General features: G+C 65.0%; 12 protein-coding genes. 7 read left to right on the top strand and 5 right to left on the bottom strand.

Going from position 1 to position 20,580, the window contains the following annotated elements:
- Position 1: 1 nt before the first annotated feature.
- From B5X82_RS10605 to B5X82_RS10575, 7 genes are all read left to right on the top strand, one after another.
- Positions 2-886 carry a WYL domain-containing transcriptional regulator gene (locus B5X82_RS10605; RefSeq protein ID WP_079648127.1) on the top strand — a complete coding sequence of 295 codons (885 nt, stop codon included), beginning with the start codon at positions 2-4 and terminating at the stop codon, positions 884-886.
- Positions 887-908: 22 nt separating this feature from the next.
- The gene (locus B5X82_RS10600; RefSeq protein ID WP_079648126.1) at positions 909-4,412 is read left to right on the top strand and encodes a protein NO VEIN domain-containing protein; all 3,504 of its coding nucleotides are present in this window, start codon (positions 909-911) and stop codon (positions 4,410-4,412) included.
- 8 nt (positions 4,413-4,420) lie between these two features.
- Positions 4,421-4,651 carry a hypothetical protein gene (locus B5X82_RS10595; protein WP_176152528.1) on the top strand — a complete coding sequence of 77 codons (231 nt, stop codon included), beginning with the start codon at positions 4,421-4,423 and terminating at the stop codon, positions 4,649-4,651.
- Positions 4,648-8,877: a sacsin N-terminal ATP-binding-like domain-containing protein gene (locus tag B5X82_RS10590; protein ID WP_079648125.1), complete on the top strand. Its 4,230-nt coding sequence runs from the start codon at positions 4,648-4,650 to the stop codon at positions 8,875-8,877. The genes B5X82_RS10595 and B5X82_RS10590 overlap by 4 nt, the downstream gene beginning before the upstream one ends.
- Positions 8,861-11,662, top strand: a complete 2,802-nt coding sequence (locus B5X82_RS10585) for a DUF1156 domain-containing protein (RefSeq protein ID WP_079648124.1) — start codon at positions 8,861-8,863, stop codon at positions 11,660-11,662. Before B5X82_RS10590 ends, B5X82_RS10585 begins: the two co-directional genes overlap by 17 nt.
- A gap of 13 nt (positions 11,663-11,675) precedes the next feature.
- On the top strand, positions 11,676-14,975 hold the full coding sequence (locus tag B5X82_RS10580; RefSeq protein ID WP_079648123.1) for a DUF499 domain-containing protein: 3,300 nt from the start codon (positions 11,676-11,678) through the stop codon (positions 14,973-14,975).
- Positions 14,976-15,091: 116 nt separating this feature from the next.
- Positions 15,092-16,051: a LysR family transcriptional regulator gene (locus B5X82_RS10575; protein WP_079648122.1), complete on the top strand. Its 960-nt coding sequence runs from the start codon at positions 15,092-15,094 to the stop codon at positions 16,049-16,051.
- Here B5X82_RS10575 and B5X82_RS10570 read toward each other — a convergent pair.
- From B5X82_RS10570 to trbL, 5 genes are read right to left on the bottom strand one after another with little or no spacing between them, the layout of a single operon-like run.
- Entirely contained in the window at positions 15,984-16,223 is a 240-nt protein-coding gene (locus tag B5X82_RS10570; RefSeq protein WP_079648121.1) for a DUF2274 domain-containing protein, read from the bottom strand. The genes B5X82_RS10575 and B5X82_RS10570 overlap by 68 nt on opposite strands.
- Position 16,224: 1 nt before the next feature.
- Positions 16,225-17,445 (bottom strand): TrbI/VirB10 family protein, encoded by a 1,221-nt coding sequence (locus B5X82_RS10565; RefSeq protein ID WP_079648387.1) that lies wholly within the window; start codon positions 17,443-17,445, stop codon positions 16,225-16,227.
- A 29-nt stretch (positions 17,446-17,474) separates the two neighbouring features.
- Entirely contained in the window at positions 17,475-18,545 is a 1,071-nt protein-coding gene (trbG, locus tag B5X82_RS10560) for a P-type conjugative transfer protein TrbG (RefSeq protein ID WP_079648120.1), read from the bottom strand.
- On the bottom strand, positions 18,542-19,225 hold the full coding sequence (trbF, locus tag B5X82_RS10555) for a conjugal transfer protein TrbF (RefSeq protein ID WP_079648119.1): 684 nt from the start codon (positions 19,223-19,225) through the stop codon (positions 18,542-18,544). The genes trbG and trbF overlap by 4 nt, the downstream gene beginning before the upstream one ends.
- 2 nt (positions 19,226-19,227) lie before the next feature.
- The gene (gene trbL, locus B5X82_RS10550) at positions 19,228-20,580 is read right to left on the bottom strand and encodes a P-type conjugative transfer protein TrbL (RefSeq protein ID WP_079648118.1); all 1,353 of its coding nucleotides are present in this window, start codon (positions 20,578-20,580) and stop codon (positions 19,228-19,230) included.

The raw sequence follows: 20,580 nt of genomic DNA, 5'->3' as shown, positions 1-20,580 counted from the left end.
AATGGCGGAGGCCGTGACGGCGTTGAAATGGGGGGTGGGCCGCCGACTCGAGTTCATCGAGTTTCGGCTGTTCTGGGAGGGCTCGATCAACCGGGCCGACCTCGTCGAGGCGTTCGGCGTCTCGGTGCCGCAGGCTTCCAAGGATTTGACGCTCTATCAGGAGCGCGCGCCAGGAAACATGGAGTATGACACCCGCGCCAAGCGCTATGTCGCCGCCGACAAGTTCGTTCTGCGCTTCCTTGAGCCGGACCCCTACATTTATCTCTCGCAGCTTCGCTCGGTCGCCGAAGGGGCTGTGCCCGCGAGCGATTCGTGGATTGCGGCGCTTCCCAGCGCCGATGTCGCGCTGACCCCCAGGCGGGACATCGACATCGAGGTCCTGCGCAAGATTCTCGACGCCAGCCGCGAAGGCGTCTCGGTCGACGTCTTCTACCAGTCGATGAACAAGGCGCGGCCGGACCCCATCTGGCGCCGGATCACGCCGCACGCCTTCGGCTATGACGGCTTCCGCTGGCACACGCGGGCGTATTGCCACCTTGAGCACAAGTTCAAGGATTTCCTGCTGCCGCGCATTCTTGAGGTTGGGGCGAAGGGAGAGCCGGGCGTGCCCGGCGAACAGGATTGGCTCTGGAACAACTATTTCGACGTTATTATTGGCCCGCATCCAGCACTCACGCCGAGCCAGAAGACGGTTGTCGCCAAGGATTATGGGCTGGATCAGGGAAACGGCGTGCTCACGGTTCGCTACGCGATGCTCTTCTATGTTTTGAAGCGCCTGGGTTTGCTTGGTGACGCTACGAAACAGAGCGCCCATACACAGCACATCGTGACGATAAACCGCAAAGAAACTGAGGCTGCGCTCGAGAGGGCGGAGCTTCAGCTATGAAAGAACCGGGGGGCGCCGGCTGATGGCGGCAAGGCTTGAGGAAATAAAGAACGGCGCATCCGTGCGGGGCATCGCCTCGGCGCAAGCCGTGCACGTGATCTCGGTGGACTGGATCGGCGATCAGGCGATCAGCGTCGTTTTCCGCGATCACAATGGTTCGGTGGCCGAGGCGGTTCTTTATCGGGACGACGAGCACCGGCTTGAGGTCGAGCAGAGCGGCCGGGCCTGGTCGTTCGACGCCGACGGCGCGTTGCTGCGTCTGGTGACGGAAGCCAACCGCATCAAGCTGGCGCATTATTTCGACCCGTATCTGGCGATCCACACGAGTCTGGTCGATCCGCTGCCGCACCAGATTTCGGCGGTCTATGGCGAGATGCTGCCACGGCAGCCGCTTCGCTTCCTCCTCGCCGACGATCCCGGCGCCGGCAAGACGATCATGGCCGGGTTGCTGATGAAGGAGCTGATTGCCCGCAGTGATCTCGAACGCTGCCTCGTCGTCGCGCCCGGCAGCCTGGTCGAGCAATGGCAGGACGAACTCGGCCAGAAGTTCAATCTCGAGTTCGACATCCTCTCCCGCGACATGATCGAGAACTCGCGGTCGGGCAATCCGTTCAGCGACCGGGATCGGCTGATTGTCCGCCTCGACGTGCTTGCGCGCAACGAAGAGCTTCAGGAGAAGCTCATGAGCGCGCGCGAATGGGACCTGATCATCTGCGACGAAGCCCACCGCATGTCGGCCACCTATTTCGGCGGCGAGGTCAAATATACGCGGCGCTATCAGGTCGGCCAGAAGCTCGGTCAGGTCTGCCGGCATCTGCTGCTCATGTCGGCGACGCCGCACAACGGCAAGGAAGAGGATTTCCAGCTCTTCATGGCGCTGCTCGACGGCGATCGTTTCGAGGGCCGGTTCCGCGACGGCGTCCACTATGCCGACACCGAAGACATGATGCGGCGGCTGACCAAGGAGGAGCTGCTCAAGTTCGACGGCCGGCCGCTCTTCCCCGAGCGGCGAGCGCGCACGGTCAAGTATCAGCTCTCGGAAGGGGAAGCTGCGCTCTATACCGCCGTCACCGAATATGTGCGCACCGAGATGAACCGCGTGCAGCGTTTCGCCGAGGGTGACGGGAAGAAGCGCAACAATGTCGGCTTCGCCTTACAGATCCTTCAGCGGCGTCTCGCATCGTCGCCGGCCGCCATCTACCAGTCCCTCAAACGTCGCCGCGAACGACTGGAGAACGAGCTGGGCGAAGCGCGCCTGGCCGCCAAGGGCCGCCGGGCCGGGGCGAGTGAACCGGCGGTCAACGCCGACATGCTCCGTAACCTTGAGGAATACGGCCAGGAGGAGATCGACGAGCTTGAGGATCTGATCTCTACGGGCGCGACGACGGCCGAGACGGTCGAGCAGCTCGCGCTGGAAGTCGAGACGCTGAAGGGCCTAGAGACGATGGCCCTTGGCGTGCTGCGTTCGGGCGTGGATACGAAGTGGAGCCAGCTCAATCGTATCCTCGACGACGATCTGATGATCGACGCGGCCGGCAATCGCCGCAAGCTGATCATTTTCACCGAGCCCAAGGACACGCTGCACTACCTGCTCGACAAGGTGCGGGCGCGGCTCGGTAATCCCGAGGCCGTGGAGGTGATCCATGGCGGCGTGTCGCGCGAAGAGCGCCGCAAGGTGGTCGAACGCTTCATGCAGGACAGGGACATGCTCGTCCTGATCGCCAACGACGCGGCCGGCGAGGGCGTGAACCTTCAGCGCGGCCACCTCATGGTCAACTACGACCTGCCGTGGAACCCGAACAAGATCGAGCAGCGGTTCGGCCGTATCCATCGCATCGGCCAGACCGAGGTTTGCCACCTCTGGAATCTCGTCGCGGCCGATACGCGCGAGGGCGAAGTTTACGCGCGGCTGCTCGAAAAGCTGGAGGCTGCGCGCGAGGCGCTGGGCGGCCGTGTCTATGACGTGCTCGGCGAACTGTTCGACGGCGTGGCGCTCAAGGATCTGCTGTTCGAGGCGATCCAGTATGGCGAGCAGGAGGACGTCAAGGCGCGCCTCTTCCAGCAGGTCGACGGCGCGGTCGACCAGGCACATCTGCTCGAACTGCTGCGCCGCCGTGCGCTGACCAACGACACCATGCCGGAGGCGAAGGTCGAGGAGCTGCGGCTCGAAATGGAGCGGGCCGAGGCGCTGCGCTTGCAGCCGCACCACATCCAGAGCTTCTTCGTCGAGGCGTTCCAGCATCTCGGCGGCCGGATCAAGCGCCGCGAAGAAGGGCGTTGGGAGATCACGCACGTCCCGGTGCGCATCCGTGAGCGGGATCGCCAGATCGGAACCGGCGCGCCGCTCCAGACGCAGTATGAGCGGATTTGCTTCGAGAAGGACAAGATCAACCAGCAGCCGGTCGCCGCCTTCGTCTGCCCGGGCCATCCGCTGCTCGAAGCGGTGATCAGCCTGATCCGCGAGCAGTATGAGCAGATCATGCGGCAGGGCGCGATCCTGGTGGACGACACCGACGCCGGCGACGCGCTGTCGGCGATCTTCCTGCTGGAGCACACGGTCCAGGACGGTCGCGTCACCAGCGCCGGCAAGCCGCATGTGATTTCGCAGCGGCTCCAGTTCGCGGCCATCGACAAGGCCGGCAACACCGTCAACGCCGGCCTCGCGCCGCATTTGAATCTGCGCCCCGCCACGCCAGAGGAGGTCGCCAGCGTGCGTGACCTTCTGGATGAGAGCTGGCTAACCACCGATCTGGAGAAGGCCGCGATCCGGTTCGCGACGGTGGAGCTGGCCCAGGGCCACGTCGCCGAGGTCAAGGCGCGGCGCCTGCCCGAGATCGAGAAGGTCGAGCAGGAAGTGCGCGCCCGGCTCAAAAAGGAAATCAATTATTGGGACTCGCGCGCCTTCGAGCTGAAGGAGGAGGAGCGCGCCGGCAAGAAGACGCGGGTGAACTGGCAGAACGCCCAGCGCCGGGCCGAAGACCTGGCGGATCGGCAGAAGCGCCGCATGGCTCAGCTTGAACAGGAGCGGTTCATCTCATCGCAGCCGCCGCGCGTGCGGGGCGGGATGGTCGTCGTCCCGCGTGGGCTGCTGGAGGCGCGGCAGGCGCCATGCGTTCCGGACCATTTCGCGGAAGACCCGGCTGCGCGCCGGGCGATCGAGCTTGCGGCGATGGAGGCCGTCATGGCGGCCGAGCGGGCGCTGGGCAATGAGCCGGCCGACGTCTCCGCCCAGAAGATCGGCTACGACATCGCTTCCCACGATCCGAAGTCGGGGCATCTGCGCTTCATCGAGGTCAAGGGGCGCATCGACGGCGCCGACAGCGTGATGGTCACGCGGCAGGAGATCATCACCTCTCTGCACGAGCCGGAGAAGTTCATTCTGGCCATTGTGCAGGTTGCCGCGGGCTCTGCCCATACGCCGCGCTATGTGCGCGGCCCGCTCGTGGAACGGGAACCGTCGTTCCTCGAAACCGCGATCCAGTTTGACCTCCGACGCCTGCTGGAGCGGGCGCAAGAGCCGGCATAGGGGGCGAGATGACCGGCATTTCGGATTCTTCCATCCTTACCCCTGTGCCGCTCGAGCACCTTCAATCGGGGCAGGCAATGGCCGCCGCCACCGGTTTCGTCGCCTTCGGATCGCTCAAATGGGAGCGGTTTCGCAAGGTCGATGCACTGCGCGGCGGCGGGCGCGTACCGGTCCTGATCTATCCGTCACACGAAACCGAACCGGCCGCCACGCCGTCGACGCTGGAGCCGCCGCGATGAGCGCGGATCGCCAGATCGACGCCATCATCACCGATCCTCCCGGCTACTTTCGGCCGATACAGGAGCGTGCGATCCGGCGCTGGGATCAGCTTGAGGCGGACCCGGAGCTTGCCGGGCCTTGGCACCAGCTCTTCAAGCAGGTGCAGAGTCCGCGCCATATCCTGTCCGAACTGCTCCAGAACGCCGACGACGCCGGCGCCAGCGAAGCGCGGGTGTCGATCGAGAACGACCGCTTCGTGTTCGAGCACAATGGCGAGGATTTCATCGAGGCCCACTTCGCCTCGATCTGCCGCTTCGGCTATTCCAACAAGCGTGCGCTGCACACGATCGGCTTCCGGGGGATCGGATTCAAGAGCACGTTCAGCTTGGGCGATCGGGTCGAGCTGTTCACGCCGACCCTGGCGGTCGCTTTCGAGCGCGCGCGGTTCACCGAGCCGCACTGGATCGACGCCCGTCACCTGACATCCGGAACCACGCGCGTCGAAGTGGCGATCGCCAACCCGCTGCTGCGTCGGGAGGTCGAGAAGAATCTCGACGAGTGGCTGAAGAGTCCGGTGTCGCTGTTGTTCTTCAAGACAATCCGCCGCCTCCGGATCGGCGACAGCGAGGTGCATTGGCAGAGTCTCGGACCTGGCCCCATCGCCGAGAGCGAATGGATGGCTTTGGATGAGAAAGCGGATGACCCGTTCCTGGTCGTCCGGTCGGGCGAGCAAGCCTTCCCGGCCGAAGCGCTCGATGAAATCCGCAAGGAGCGGATGCTGGGGGCAGAGGACAGCGGTGATTTCCCGCCCTGCCGGGTGGAGATCGTGCTGGGCGCGAAAGGCCGTCTCTATGTCGTGCTGCCGACCGGCGTCGAAACGGCGTTACCATTCGCCTGCAACGCGCCCTTCATCCAGGACCCAGCGCGTCTCAAGATCAAGGACCCGGAGACCTCGCCGACCAACCGCTGGCTCCTGAACCGCGCCGGAGAATTGGCCGCTAGCGCCATGATGGAGTGGTTGGGGCAGACGCGGACCAGCGCGCGGGATCGCGCGGACGCCTATGGTCTGCTGCCCGATGTCGACCGCGAGGCGACGACGCTTGAGGGGGCGTGCGGCGCGATCGTCGAGCTGGCGTTTGATGCGGCGATCGAAGGCCGGCCGATGCTTTTGACCGAAGAGGGGCGACTGGTCGACGCCAAGGCCGCGATCACTGTTCCCCGGCCGATCTTCGACATCTGGCCCGCTGACCAGGCCATGGCGCTGCTCGACGCCAAGTCCAGGCCGGCGCTGTGCCAGCATGTCTCCGCCAAGAACCGGACCAAGCTCGTCAACTGGCGTCTGGTCGAGGAGTTCTCGAAGTCCGATCTGCTCGAGCGCCTGCGCAGCAATCACCTGCCTCGGCCTGCGACCTGGCGGCATCTGTTGAACCTGTGGGCCTATATCGCGCCCGAGGTGACAGGCTGGCAGTGTCACGATGCCGACGCCCTGCGGATCGTGCCCGTGCAAGGCAAGGAGGTGCTCTACGCGGCGTCGGAGATCGTGCGACTCGGCGAGAAGAAGCTGCTTCAGTCGGAGGAGGATTGGGAGTTTCTCGCGGGCCATCTGATCGTCCTCAACCAGAACTGGACCCGGTTCCTCGCCGAACAGCGCCGTGACAAGTCGGAGGGAGAAAGCCGCAACGATCCGGTCGAGGCGGCTTTCGCGGTGCTGGAAGAGATCGGCCTCGACGGGACGAGCGACGTCAACGCGGTGATCGAGCGGGTCGCCGCCGACTATTTCGGCTCCGGTCAGCCGAAGCTCGCCGAGTGCGTCCAACTTGCTCAGATCGCGGCCAAGCTGGGCGTGACGGTCGGCGACGCCTTTCGCTTTGCCTGCGCCGATCTGAAGCTGCGGGCCATCGGCAAGGGCGTGCTTTTCGATGAAAGCGGCTCGCTGGAAGAGCTGCTGCCCGAGGCTGCCCAAAAGACGCAGCTCCTGCATCGCGACTATGTGGCGAGCTTCAAGTCCTGCACGCGGGAGGATTGGCTGCGTTGGGTGTCGTCGGGCCGTTCGGGGCTCCAGACGATGGCGCCGTTGGTTCAGAAGCGCCAGACCATCTACGGACGACAGCAACTCATGGCGGAGGCGCAAGCGCGTGGCGCGCGGAGTGCGCTCTATTATCCTTATGTCACCAACCAGTTCGTCATTGAGGACTGGGATTTCGCCCCTGACTATTGGCGGCATTGGGAGGGTCTGTCGAAGACCGACGCAGGCATTTGGGCGAAGATCGTCGGCAAGATCCTGGATCAGCGCGATACCTACTGGTCGCGCGCTGTCGGCGCTCGCCTTTCGCAGGTGGCGACCACGGGTTCGACGCGGTCGGTCACGTCAGAACGGCTGCTGCCGGACTGGCTGTTGAAGCTGCGGGCCAAGCCGTGCCTTCCCGACACCCGCAATATGATCCAGCTTCCGGCGGATCTGGTGCGCAGGACACCGGAGACGGAGGCGCTGATCGACGTCGAGCCCTTCGTGCATGGACTGCTCGATCGGGAAACGACGCGCCCGCTGCTTGATCTTCTCGGCGTCCGCAGCACGCCGAGCGGTCCCGGCCGCTTGCTCGACCGGCTGCGCGCCCTGGCGAAATCCGACAAGGCTCCGGCGCATGAGGTCGAGAAATGGTATCGCCGCCTGGATCAGATGCTCGACGGATGCTCGACCGCGGACGCGCAGAGCATAAAAGGCGCCTTCAAGGCCGAGAAGCTGATCCTCGCCCAGGACGGGACGTGGGTGATGTCAGGCGGCATCTTCCTCGCCGGGGACGAGGAGGACGTTCCCGGCGCCGCCGTCGTGCGTGCGTCCGTGCTCGATCTCAGCCTGTGGCATCGTATCGGTGTCGCAGATCGCCCGTCCGCGGATCTGGCGCTGCAATGGCTTGGGACGCTTCCCTCTGGGAAGGTGCTGTCGGCTGACGACGCCCGGCGGGTCCGCACCTTGCTGGTCCGATACCCGACCCGCATCTGGGAAGAGCGTGGGCACTGGCTGAACCTCGTCGGCGAATGGGCGCCGGTCGAGACGCTCGCCTATGGCCTGAGCATGCAGACCCTGTTCCGGTGGAGCCACCTGCACGAATGGGTCAAGCGCAAGACTGCCGACTTCCAGCGCCTGTCGGGGGAAACCGTCCAGGCGCCGCCATTCTTGGCGTTGCCGGCCTTGTCGGACCTCGTCGAGGAACGCTTCAACCAGCCGTCGCTGCTGGCGAGCATGGAAGAATGCCGTGCCTGGCTGACGGCGTTTGGAACCCAGCTCGGACGGATCGAGCTTGCCGATGCCGCTGAAACCGAGCGCGTGCGGGCGCTGGCGGCGGCGATCGCGGCGACAAGCTGGGTCCAGACCGCCAAGCTGGAGGTCATTCCCTATCTCGACGGTGTGCCCGCCGGTACGGCGAGGCTCACCGACATCCTGTGGCTCGACGGCAAGCTGTTCGTCAGCCCGCTGTCCAAAGCCAAGCTCGCCAAGCGGGTCCCGGAAGAGATCGGCAGGAGCTTGGGCGCCGATATTCGCGCGGCACTGGCCTACGCGTTCGAGCGCTCGCCCGAGGACATCAAGGACTATCTCGAGGAGAATTTCACGCTCGGCCCTGACCATGTCGTCGCCGCGCAGACCGTCGAGGTCCAGCCCGCCGCCGCTCCCGGCGGTGATGGCGACGTTGACCAGGTTGCCGAAGACGCGCGCAGCGACGCCGAGCCGGTCGACATGGATGATCTTCGTCCGGCGGAAGAGGATGAGCCCGCGCCGCAGCCCGAACTCGCGCCGCAGACAGGGAAGTCGAATCAAGAGCTGATTGAAACGGAGTTGGCCACCAAGCCCCGCGCCGCGCCGAAGCCACCACGTCCGAGCGTGATGGCGCGCTTTGCGTTGGCCCAGGGCTACAAGGCCGACGGCGAGGATCGCTTTTTCCATGCGGACGGGAGCTGGATCGGCCGCGGCAACGGCGCGCGCTTTCCGTGGGAGCGCCGCTCGGCGGGCGGCGAGGTTCAGCGCCATTACTATCCAAAGGACCATTGCCTGGAGCAGGAACCGCTCCAGCTAGAGGCCGACGTCTGGGGCCTGCTCGACCAGAAGCCGGACCTTTATTCGTTCATTCTCATCAACCCCCAGGGTGATCCTGTCGAGATGACGGGCGCCCGCCTGCGCGCACTGCGCGATGGCGGCGAGCTGACCATTCACCCTGCAACCTACAGGCTTGTTTATGACCTCGACGAATAACACCAAGAAAAAGCTGATCGAGGTTGCGATACCCCTCGAAGCGATCAACGCCGCTTCCGCGCGGGAAAAGTCGATCCGGCATGGGCATCCCTCCACGCTGCATCTGTGGTGGGCACGCCGGCCGCTGGCGGCGTGCCGCGCGGTGCTGTTCGCCCAGCTTGTCGATGACCCGTCGAGCGACCTCGACAAATTCCCGACGCACGAGGCTCAGGAGGCTGAGCGCAAGCGCCTGTTCGGCATCATCGAGGAACTGGTGAAGTGGGAGAACTCGACCAATGAGGAGGTGCTGGAGCGCGCTCGCGCCGAAATCCGCAAGAGCTGCGGCGGAGTGCTGCCTCCGGTGTATGATCCGTTCTCCGGCGGCGCGACCATTCCGCTCGAGGCGCAGCGCTTGGGCCTGCCCGCCTACGGATCCGACCTGAATCCGGTCGCGGTGATGATCGGCAAGGCGATGATCGAGATCCCGCCGAAGTTCAAGAACAAGGAGCCGATCCATCCCGGTGCGAAGGATCGGCAATTCTACCGCAACGCCGAGGGCTTGGCCGAGGACGTCAAATACTATGGCGAATGGATGCGCGAGAAGGCGTGGGAACGCATCGGGCATCTCTACCCGCAGGTAGATCTGCCGAAGGAGTATGGTGGCGGCAAGGCAACCGTAATTGCCTGGATCTGGGCGCGAACGGTGCCCAGCCCCGATCCTGCGTTCTCCGACGTGCCGGTTCCGATCGCGTCCAGCTTCTTGCTCAGCACCAAGGCTGGGAAAGAAACGTGGGTAGAGCCGATGGTCGACAAACAGGCTAAGACCATCACCTATCGGATCAGATATGGCGGCACCAAGGCGGAGATTGCGGCGGCCAAGGAGGGGACCAAGGCTGGACGTGGCGCGAATTTCCGATGCCTATTGTCCGATACCGCCATCACCCCAGACTACGTGAAGAGCAGCGGGCGTGCTGGCAAAATGGGTCAGACGCTGATCGCCATTGTCGCGGAGGGAAATCGCAATCGGGCCTATGTCGCGCCCCCGGAGGGGCACGAAGCGCTTGCTCTGTCGGCAAGCCCCGTGTGGAAACCGCAAACCGGGCTTCCGAATGATCCCCGGAATTTCTGGACCGTAGATTACGGTCTAACGACCTTCGGCGATTTGTTCACCGACCGGCAGTTAGTGGCTCTGAATACTTTCAGCGATCTGGTGCATGAGGTTCGATCGCAGATCGAGGCGGATGCGCTCGCCAATAGTCTCTCTTCGGATCGCACCCCGTTGCGCGACGGAGGCAAGGGCGCCAATGCCTACGCTGAAGCGGTCAGTGTATACTTGTCGTTTGCGATTGACCGGCTTGCCGACGCTGGAAGCTCTATAGCCACATGGTCGTCATCGGAGTTTATTCGCTTCACATTTGCTAGACAGGCGATCCCGATGACTTGGGATTTTGCTGAATGTAACGTCTTCAGTGATAGCACAGGGAATTTTCTCGGCGCTGTTGATTGGGTCTGGAAAGCCCTTTCTGGCTTGGGACCAAATTCTGTCGGGACTGAGATTCAGCACGATGCGCAGAATGTACGTTTGCCAGATGGCGCAGTAGTCTCAACCGATCCGCCATACTACGATAATATTGCCTATGCTGACCTGTCCGATTACTTCTATGTTTGGCTTAGGAGAAACATAAAAGATATATACCCCGATCTCGGAAGCACAATTTCTGTTCCAAAAGAAGAGGAGTTGGTTGCGACGCCATATCGTCACGGCGGGAAGGTGAAAGCTGAAGAACACTTCCTCACGGGTATGACGTTGGCGATATCAAGTCTCGCACATCAATCGTCATCATCATTTCCTGCCACGATCTATTATGCATTTAAGCAAAGCGAGGTTGAACAAGACGGTTTGAGTTCGACGGGATGGGCGACCTTCCTCCAGGCCGTGATTGAAGCGGGCTATGCGATTGTCGGCACTTGGCCTGTTCGCACGGAGCGTTCCGCGCGGACAATCGCTACAGGCACCAATGCTCTCGCCAACTCTGTCGTTCTAGTTTGCCGGAAGAAGGAAGCTGCCGCCGAGAGTATTACCCGCGCCGAGTTCATCCGCGCCCTGAAACGCGAACTGCCGCCGGCGATCGCCGAGCTGCAGGCCGTGAACATCGCGCCGGCGGACATGCCGCAATCGGCTATCGGCCCCGGCATGGGTGTGTTCTCGCGCTACAAAGCCGTTCTCGAATCCGACGACAGCCCGATGAGCGTCAAGACCGCGCTCCAGCTCATCAATCGGGAACTCGACGAATATCTCGGCGGCATCCAGGGTGAGTTCGATGCGGACACCCGTTTTGCCATCACCTGGTTCGAGCAGCACGGGACCGGCAAGGGGGATTACGGTGTCGCCGACAACCTTGCCCGTGCGCGCGGTATTTCCGTCGATAGCGTCAAGCACGCCGGGATCGTCGAAAGCGCCGCCGGCAAGGTCCGCATCCTCGCGCGCGATGAACTCGACGAGGATTGGGACCCGGAGGACGACCGCCACCTGACGGTGTGGGAGTGCCTCCAGCACCTGGTCCGGCAGCACGAGAAGGACGGCATTTCCCACGACACCGCCGTCTTGCTGAAGAAGATCAACACCCAGGCCGAGGCCGTGAAGGATCTCGCCTACTGCCTCTACGACATCAGCGCCAACAAGCGGAAGGATGCGAAGGAGGCCACTGCCTACAACGCGCTGATCGCCGATTGGGCCGAGCTGACGAAGTCGGCGGCGGCCATCCACGACACGCGCGGTGATCGTCAGATCCAGCTAGGAATTTGAGGGGGAACGGGACGTGGCAAAAAGCACGCGCCAATATGTGTTTGAGGGTATGGAGTTGCTGCCGGCGGCGCTGATCCCCTTCGTTGAAAAGCGGCTCGAAACCTCGCTCAAGGGGCACTGGCAGATCCAGGTTCTGGAGAAGCTGCCGAACCTTCGCCCCAACAGCAACGGCGAGGTCGGCTGGGATCAGGCGGCGCTGTTCAACGCCATGGATCGCTTCTGGAGCGAGGCGTTCAAGGCCGTTCTCGGCCGCGCCGAACGCTCGCTGGTCAACGAGCTGGGCGACGTCCGCAACAAGCTCTCGCACAATGAGACCTTCACCTACGACGACGCCGAGCGCGCGCTCGATTCCATGCGTCGCTTGATGGAGGCGATCAGCGCCGGCGAGACGGCGGAGCAGCTCGGCAAAATGCGCGACACCATCCTGCGCACCAAGTTCACCGAGCTTCAGCGCAATGAGGAGCGCCGGAAAACCCAGCGTCTCGAAATCTCGGTTGAGACCGTGGCGGGGCTTCTGCCGTGGCGCGATGTGGTCGAGCCACACCAGGATGTCGCCACCGGCGAGTTCCAGCAGGCCGAGTTCGCGGCCGACCTCGCCAAGGTGCATTCGGGCAGCGCGCCGCCGGAATATCGCGACCCGCGTCAGTTCTTCAGCCGCACATATCTGACTGAGGGCCTGAGCGCGCTTCTAATCGGCGCCGCCAAGCGGCTCTCCGGCAGCGGCGGCGATCCGGTCGTCGAGCTGCAAACCAATTTCGGCGGCGGCAAGACGCACTCGATGTTGGCCCTCTATCACATGGCCGGCCCGACGCCGATCCAGGACCTCTCCGGCCTGGATCAGTTGCTCGAGAAGCAGGGGCTCAGCGTGCCGCAGGGCATCAATCGGGCCGTGCTCGTCGGCACTTCGCGGGGGCCGCAGGACGTGCTCCATGCCGAGGGCGACCGAAAGATTCGCACGACCTGGGGTGAACTCGCCTGGCAGCTCGGCGGCGCCGACGCCTTCGCCATGGTGGCGGAGAATGACGCCAGCGGCATCGCGCCGGGCTCGAACCTGCTGGAGGCGCTCTTCAAGAAGTATGCGCCATGCCTGATCCTGATCGACGAATGGGTCGCTTATCTGCGGCAGATCTACAAGGTCGAGGGCCTGCCGTCGGGCTCGTTCGATGCGAACCTGTCCTTCGTCCAGTCACTGACGGAGGCGGTCAAGGCCAGTCCTGGCACACTGCTGGTCGCCTCCTTGCCGGCCTCGCAAATCGAGGTGGGCGGCGAAGGCGGTCAGGAAGCGCTGGCCCGCCTCAAGCAGACCTTCAGCCGCGTGGAATCCTCGTGGCGGCCGGCCAGCCAGGAAGAGAGCTATGAGATCGTGCGGCGGCGGCTGTTCAAGGACATCCCCGGCGACAAGTTCCATCACCGCGACAACACGCTGAAGCAGTTCGCCAAGCTCTATCGGGAGAACGCGAACGATTTCCCGCAGGGCTGCGCGGACGAGGATTATCGGCGCAAGCTGGAGAAGGCTTATCCGATCCATCCCGAGCTGTTCGACCAGCTCTACACGAGTTGGGGATCGCTCGAAAAATTCCAGCGCACGCGCGGCGTGCTGCGCCTGATGGCGCAGGCCATTCACGAGCTTTGGATGAACGCCGATCCGTCGGTGATGATTATGCCGGGCAGCGTGGCGGTGAGTTCGCCGCGCGTGGAGCCGGAACTGCTCCACTATCTCGACGTGAGCTGGCAATCGATCATCGCCGGCGATGTGGATGGCACGGCGTCCACGCCCTACAAGGTCGATCAGTCGGCGCCCAACCTGAACCGCTATTCGGCGACCCGCCGCGTCGCGCGCGCGATTTTCATGGGAACCGCGCCCACGGCGCAGCAGCAGAACACCGGCCTCGACGACAAGCAGATCAATCTCGGCGTCGTGCAGCCCGGCGAACGCCCGGCGATCTTCGGCGACGCGCTGAGGCGGCTGACCAATCAGGCCAAGTTCATGCACGCCGATCTTGGCCGGTATTGGTATTCGATGTCGGCGAGCCTCAATCGCATTGCGGCGGATAAGGCCGCGCAAATCGAGGCGGCGCTGGTCGACGTGACGATCGACGCAGAGCTCGGGAAATATGTGAACGGCCTCGCCGATCGGGGGCATTTTGACGCCGTGCAGGTCGCGCCGGCCTCGTCGGCCGAAGTCCCCGATGAAGCGGGCGGCGTGCGCGCCGTCGTGCTGGGCGTCAAATATCCGCACAATGGGCGCGACGGCTCGGAAGCCCTGGTCGAGGCGAAGGACATTCTCACGCAGCGCGGCAGCACGCCGCGCGTCTATCGCAACATGCTGGTGTTCATCGCCGCGGAGAGCCGCCAGCTCGATCATCTGAAAGACGCCGTGCGGGCCTCCCTCGCTTGGGGCGAGATCGTCCGCGATACGGAGCGGCTGAACCTTACCCAGAGCGACAGCGCGCTCGCCAAGACGAAACTGGCCGAAGCCAACGAGACGATGAAGACGCGCCTGAAGGAGGCGTGGTGCTATCTGCACTATCCGGTCCAGGAGAGCGCGCAGGCGGATTGGGAGTGGGTCTCCGGCAAGATTCCGGCACAGGATGGGTTGCTGGCCCGCGCCAGCAAGAAGCTGGTAGCCGAGGAAGGTTTGCTGACCGAGCTGGGGCCATCGCGGCTTGACCGCGACCTTCAGAAATACATCTGGAACGACAAGCAGCGGCTGTCGCTGAAGGATCTGCGGGAATATCTCAATCGCTACATCTATTTGCCGCGCCTGAAGAACCAGGATGTCCTGATCAAGGCCGTGCAGGCGGCGGTCAGCGGCATGTTGCCCGGCCCCTTTGCCTACGCCGAGCGGTGGGACGAGAAGACGGACACCTATCTGGGGCTCGCTATCGAACGGGCCGGCAACGCGGCCGTGGTCATCGACGGCGACAGCGTCATCATCAAACCGGATGAAGCCGAAGCGCATCGTCCGGCGCCGGCGCAACCTGACTCAGGTGGCGCGCCCGGAGGCCCTGACGGCGGCGCACCGGCGCCCGGCGAGCAAACGGCAGACGGTGGTGGCCCTGCCACACCGCCGACCGAGAAGAAGCCGACGCGATTCACGGGCGCCGTGATGATCTCGCCGGAACGGCCGGCGCGGGACATTCACCAGATTGTCGAGGCGATCGTTGAGCAGCTCACCACGCTGCCGGGCAGTCGTGTGAAGCTGAAGCTGGAGATCGAGGCGGATGTGCCTGGTGGTCTGGAACGCGCCAAGGTGCGGACCCTGGTGGAGAACGCCAATACCCTCGGGTTCATAGAGAAGTCAGTAGAGTGAGCGCGGGCGATGTTGGTGACTCTCATCTTTCCGGTAAAAACCACGTTTATTCAAATGTGTGAAACTATGGTGGAGTAAGCTGGGGCGCGGCAAGATTTGAAGATAGGGACTCCATCGTGATCGAGTTGCGCCACATCCAATACTTTGTCTCGGCGTCGGAGCACGGGAGCTTCCGCAAGGCGGCAACATTCCTGAATATTCAGGAGTCTGCCGTGAGCCGGCGCATCCGCGATCTTGAGGACCGGCTTGGCGCCTCCTTGTTCCACCGCCATCCCGGCGGGGTTGCGCTCACGATGGCCGGTCAGCGTTTTCTTCGCCGCGTCCGCATCGCCCTTCAGCAGATCGAGGTCGGCATCAACGATGTCGCCGCGATCGGCCGATCGGAAGACGGCATCATCAAGGTCGGCATCTTCTCATCGCTGGCCTCGGGCTTTCTCTTCGAACTGGTGAAGGGGTTCGACGCAAAGCACCCTCGGGTTGCGGTCGAACTGATCGAGGGGGATCCGTCGGTTCATGTCGCCGCGATCCGCCAGCTTCAACTCGATGTCGCGTTCATCACCGGCACGACCGAATGGCCCGCTTGCGAAACCGAACAGCTTTGGTCGGAGAGGGTGTTCGCCGTCCTGCCGGCGGAACACCGCCTGGCGACGAAGCAGACCCTGAATTGGGACGATCTCGCCGGCGAAAACTTCATCGTCAGCCATGCGGCGCCGGGACCGGAGATCCACGACTATCTCATCCAGCGCCTAGCCGGCCTCGGCCACCATCCGAATATCCACCCACACCATGTCGGCCGGGATGTCCTGCTGTCGATGGTGGCCATAGGGCGCGGCCTGACGCTGACCAGCGAGGCGGCCACAGGGGCTCAGATTCCCGGAATCGTCTATCGCCCGATGATGGGTGAGGTCTTGCCGTTCAGCGCGATCTGGTCGAGCAGGAACGACAATCCGGCGTGCCGCAGGTTTCTAAGTCTCGCTCGAACGATGGCGCGAACCGATCGGCCGGCCGTCAGGCGGGCGGCCGCGACGATGAGCGTCCCTGCTTCGCCTTTGCAAAGCCCCGGTCTGTCGCCATGAAGCGCTCCAGCATGGGAACGATCAGGCGCACCGGATCGGTCGCGGGCTGTCCCGTCTCGCGGCCGAGAATCTCCGCGTAGGCGATGAGATCGCGGTGAAGGCCGGCGGGCAGTTCGACCGTGACCTTGACCGGCTTGTCGTCGGCGATCGGACCGAGTTTCAGCTTCGCCATGTCAGCCTCCGTAGGGTTCGAGTACGAGGTCGCGCGTGACGATGACGCGGACGGGGAAGCCCGGCCGGATGGTGAGTGTCGGTGCGATGTCGAGCTGGCGCTGGACGATCTGCTGGCCGGTCTGGTTGATGCTGTCGGAGGCGCCGTTGCGCAGGGCGCGGATGATGTCGCTTTCCTGCCCGGATGAGCCGGCCTCGGCCCCGACGCTGAGGAGGGTCGAGAGCGCCGCGGCCTTGAACAGCTCGCGCCAATGGTAATCGACGCCATCCTCCAGCCCGGCATAGCCTTCCGCGTCCGCGCCCGGCTGGCGCTCGAGCACGATCGAGCGGCCGTTCGGGAAGATCAGCCGGTTCCAGACCAGCAGGATGCGGCGTTGGCCGAAACCGACGCCATTGTCATACTGGCCGATGACGCGCGTGCCCTGCGGGATCAGCAGGATGCGCCCGGTGGGGCTGTCGTAAATGTTCTCCGTCACCTGCGCGGTGATCTGGCCGGGAAGGTCGGAGCGGATGCCGGTGATGAGCGCGGCGGAAATCACGGCACCAGCCTGAAGCACATTGGCCGATGCGGGCGCCGCGATCCGGTCGGGCGAGGCCGTGCGCTGGTCGGGCGCCTGGTTGAGGAAAGCGAGCTGGCGATCCTGCGCCGAGGGCGTGGTTGGTTGCGGCGCGAGGCCGAGGCTCGCCAGGTCGGGCACGGGAGCGGCGGCAGGCGGGGTTATTGCGGGGCTGACGGGCCGCGTCTCGGTGGACGAGAACAGACGCGCGGTGCGCGCCGCTTCCAGTTCCTGCGCGCGGCGCTGTTCCTCCGGGCTCGGGCCGGGGGGCGCCGGCGCGCCCATGTTCGGTGTGGGAACGGGTTGACCATTCTGCGCGCTCAGGATCGGTCGGCCGAGATCGCCCGGCAGCGGCGGGCCGAGCCTCGGCACGCCGCTATAGTCCTTGGGCAGACCGTTCAGGCCCTCGGGCGTGCTGCGGTTGTCGGTGGAATAGAGCTCCTGGCTCTGGTCGCCGGCGTTCCGGGTCTGGAGCGCATAGAGCAGCGCCCCGCCGACGCCGAGGCCGGCGATGAGGCCGAGCCCGGCCAGCACCTTGCGCGACAGGCGGGTGACGCGCGGCGGCTCGGGCCGCAGCCGCATCGGCGCGACTGGCTCGCCCGTGAGCGGCCGTTCGTCCGTGTCATCGGCCGTCTCGGGCTGCGGCGTCCCATCGGCCGTCCTCATCTCTTGCTTCTCGGGATCGCGTTCATCGCTCACGATGCCGGCCTCCCGTCCGTGCGGGAGATCCGCACGCGCTTCTGGGATCCGCCCGTCCCGAAGCGCAACTCGGCGGCGGCGAACAGCCGGTCGACGATCATGTAGTTGCCGCGCACGCGGTAGTTCACCAGCTCGGACGTGTCGCCCTCGGGGCCGACGACGAACAGCGGCGGCATTTCGCCCTGGCCGATGCCGCGCGGAAACTCGATGAACACCTGCCGGCCGTCGTCGAAGGCGCGCAGCGGTCGCCACGGCGCACGATCCCCGCTCACGTCGTAGCGGAAGTTCACGCGCGCGAGATCGATGCCGGTGGCGACGGGCTGCGCCGCCTGCGCCTCGGCGTTCTGCCGCCGCAGCGCGATGAGCTGGTCCTGCGGATATTGCCAGGATACCGACGCCATATAGGTCGAAGGCGTCGAGCGCAGTTCCATATGGTAGGTGCGGCGGTCGGTGTTGATAACGAGGTTGGTGAGCAGATCGGGCCGCGTCGGCTTGACGAGGATGTGGATCTGCCTGGCGGGGCCGGCGCCGCTCTCGGTATCGCCGATGATCCAGCGCACGGTGTCGCCGGCGGCGACCGGCCCGGCGCCGACGAGCTGTTCGCCAGGCTGGAGCGCGATGTCGGTGATCTGCCCCGGCGAGGCATAGACCTGATAGAGCGCGCCGTTGACGAAGGGATAGACCTGCATGGAGTTGATGAAGCCGTCCCGGACCGGCTGAACCCGCGCGGCTGCGTTGGCCTGGTTGACGCGCACGGTCGGGTCGGCGGCTTCCGGCTCGGGTCTGCCGTCCGCGCCGACCGGCTTCAACTGGCCGGGAAGCGGCAGGGGTCTCGGGAGTTCCACGACCTGCACGGGGTGGGGCGGCTCGACCGACTGCACCGCGGGCCGGGCGTCGTCGTAGGAGATTTCGGGCGGCGGCATCTTGTTGGTGGCGCATCCGGCGAGCGCCGCGGTGCAGAGCAGCGCAAGCGCCGAGCCGGATTTACGGAAAGCCGGATTGGCGTGGATGCGGAAAGCCGGACGCCCTGCACTCCAGGGGGCGGCTTCGCGGAGTGCTGGCGTCATTGTCCAAGCTCCTTCGACCAGTTGATGGCGTTGACGTAGATTCCGAGCGGGTTCTTCTTCAGCGTGTCGGCGTCGCGCGGGGGCTGCACGGCGACCGTCAGGATGGCGGACCAGCGTTCGGTGGAAGCGAGCGCGCCGTCCTGATAGCGCCGCTCGATCCAGGCGATGCGGAAGCTCGACGGCGAGGCGCGGATAACGCTCGACACCTCGACCGCCACCTGTTGCCTGCCGACCCTGGCGAAGGGATCGTTCGATCGGGCGTAGTCGCTGAGCGCGAGCGCGCCGCTCTGGGTGGTGAAGTCGTAAGCGCGCAGCCAGTTCTGGCGCACGATGATCGCGTCGGCGGGGATCGAGCGGACCTGTTCGATGAAGCGCGCGAGGTAGAAGGCGATCTGCGGATCGTTCGGCTGATAGTCGGCCGTCGCCGGCGCGATGGCCTGCGCCTGGCCGAGCCGGTCGACCTGCACCACCCACGGCACGATCGAGCCGTTGGCGGATTGCCAGACCAGCGCGGCGGAAAGGCCCATCGACAGGGCAAGCGAGCCGAAGGCCATGAAACGCCAGTTGCGGGCCTGCACGCGGGCGGAGCCGATGCGCTCGTCCCAGACCTGGGCGGCGCGCTGATAGGGCGTCTCGGGCTGCGGGGATTTGCCATAGTGGGTAGCCGGCCGTTTGAACATGATCAGTCGCTTTCGGAGAGGTTGACGGAGGCGCCGGCGCCGTGGCTGTCGCCGCTGCGAACCGCCTGGGCGGCGGCATGAACGCCGTGCGTCATCTGCTGGGAGCGCTTCATGCGCCTGGCCCAGGCGGGCGGCCCGTCGGCGATGGATGAGGCTTGCGGCGCGGTCTCGGCTTCGCCGCCGGCCGCCCCGGCGGTCGAAGACCCGCCTGTCGCCGCGATGGCGGTGCGGGCGCCGGATTGGTAGCTCTGCTTCAGACTGTCGGCGGCGCGGCCGGCGGCGCGCTTCAGCGGCGAGACGGTGGCCTGTGCGCCTGTGCTGACGACGTTGCGCAGGCCGGAAGCGACGGCGGATGCGCCGGTTTGACCGGCCGCGCCCAAGCTGTAGGCGGTCGTTGCGCCGCCGGCCAAAGTCGCCCCGCCGCGGGCGGCGGCCGCAGCGCCGCCGGCAAGCGCCGCGCCGCCGGAAACCGCGACGCCCGCGGCAGCCGCGCCGGCGGCGACCGCGCCGCCCGCGGCCAGGCCCGTGCCGATCGCGGCGCCCGCGCCGAGCTGCGGCCCGCCCGAGACGATGCCGTTGGCGATGCCGGGGCCGAAGATGCCGAGACCGAGCAGCGACAAGGCGGCGAGCACGATCGCCATCGCGTCGTCGATCGACGGCGTGGCGCCGCCGAAGCCCGCGGTGAACTCGGAGAACAGGGTCGAGCCGATGCCGATGATGACGGCGAGCACCAGCACCTTGATGCCGGATGAGATGACGTTGCCGAGCACCCGCTCGGCCATGAAGGCGGATTTGCCGAACAGGCCGAAGGGGATCAGCACGAAGCCGGCCAGGGTGGTCAGCTTGAACTCGATCAGGGTGATGAAGAGCTGGATGGCGAGGATGAAGAAGGCGAGCAGCACCAGCGCCCAAGCAAGGAACATGCAGGCGATCTGGATGAAATTCTCGAAGAAGGACCAGTAGCCCATCAGGCCGGAAATGGAGTCGAGCAACGGCCGTCCGGCGTCGAGGCCGGTCTGCGCGACCTTGCCGGGGCGCAGCAGGTCGGTGACGGTGAAGCCCGTGCCGGACGCCTTCAGGCCGAGGCCGGCGAAGCTCTCGAAGACGATGCGGGCGAGATTGTTCCAGTTGCCGATGATGTAGGCGAAGATCCCGACGAACAGCGTCTTCTTCACCAGCCGGGCGACGATGTTCTCATCCGCGCCCCAGCTCCAGAACAGGGCGGCGAGCGTCACGTCGATGACGATCAGCGTCGTGGCGATGAAGCCGACTTCCGGGTGCAGAAGGCCGAAGCCGCCGTCGATGTAGCGGGTGAAGACCTCGAGGAAATGGTCGATGACGCCGGCGCCGCCCAC

Origin of the sequence: Rhizorhabdus histidinilytica (assembly GCF_900167915.1) — a bacterium.
GTDB classification, from domain to species: domain Bacteria; phylum Pseudomonadota; class Alphaproteobacteria; order Sphingomonadales; family Sphingomonadaceae; genus Rhizorhabdus; species Rhizorhabdus histidinilytica.
This window is presented reverse-complemented; position numbering and strand designations above follow the sequence as displayed.

Coding starts and splice junctions, on each gene's coding strand:
- B5X82_RS10565 (WP_079648387.1), bottom strand. CDS start 17,445: ATGAGGACGGCCGATGGGACGCCGCAGCCCGAGACGGCCGATGACACG.
- B5X82_RS10605 (WP_079648127.1), top strand. CDS start 2: ATGGCGGAGGCCGTGACGGCGTTGAAATGGGGGGTGGGCCGCCGACTC.
- B5X82_RS10600 (WP_079648126.1), top strand. CDS start 909: ATGGCGGCAAGGCTTGAGGAAATAAAGAACGGCGCATCCGTGCGGGGC.
- trbF (WP_079648119.1), bottom strand. CDS start 19,225: ATGTTCAAACGGCCGGCTACCCACTATGGCAAATCCCCGCAGCCCGAG.
- B5X82_RS10590 (WP_079648125.1), top strand. CDS start 4,648: ATGAGCGCGGATCGCCAGATCGACGCCATCATCACCGATCCTCCCGGC.
- B5X82_RS10585 (WP_079648124.1), top strand. CDS start 8,861: ATGACCTCGACGAATAACACCAAGAAAAAGCTGATCGAGGTTGCGATA.
- B5X82_RS10570 (WP_079648121.1), bottom strand. CDS start 16,223: ATGGCGAAGCTGAAACTCGGTCCGATCGCCGACGACAAGCCGGTCAAG.
- trbG (WP_079648120.1), bottom strand. CDS start 18,545: ATGACGCCAGCACTCCGCGAAGCCGCCCCCTGGAGTGCAGGGCGTCCG.
- B5X82_RS10595 (WP_176152528.1), top strand. CDS start 4,421: ATGACCGGCATTTCGGATTCTTCCATCCTTACCCCTGTGCCGCTCGAG.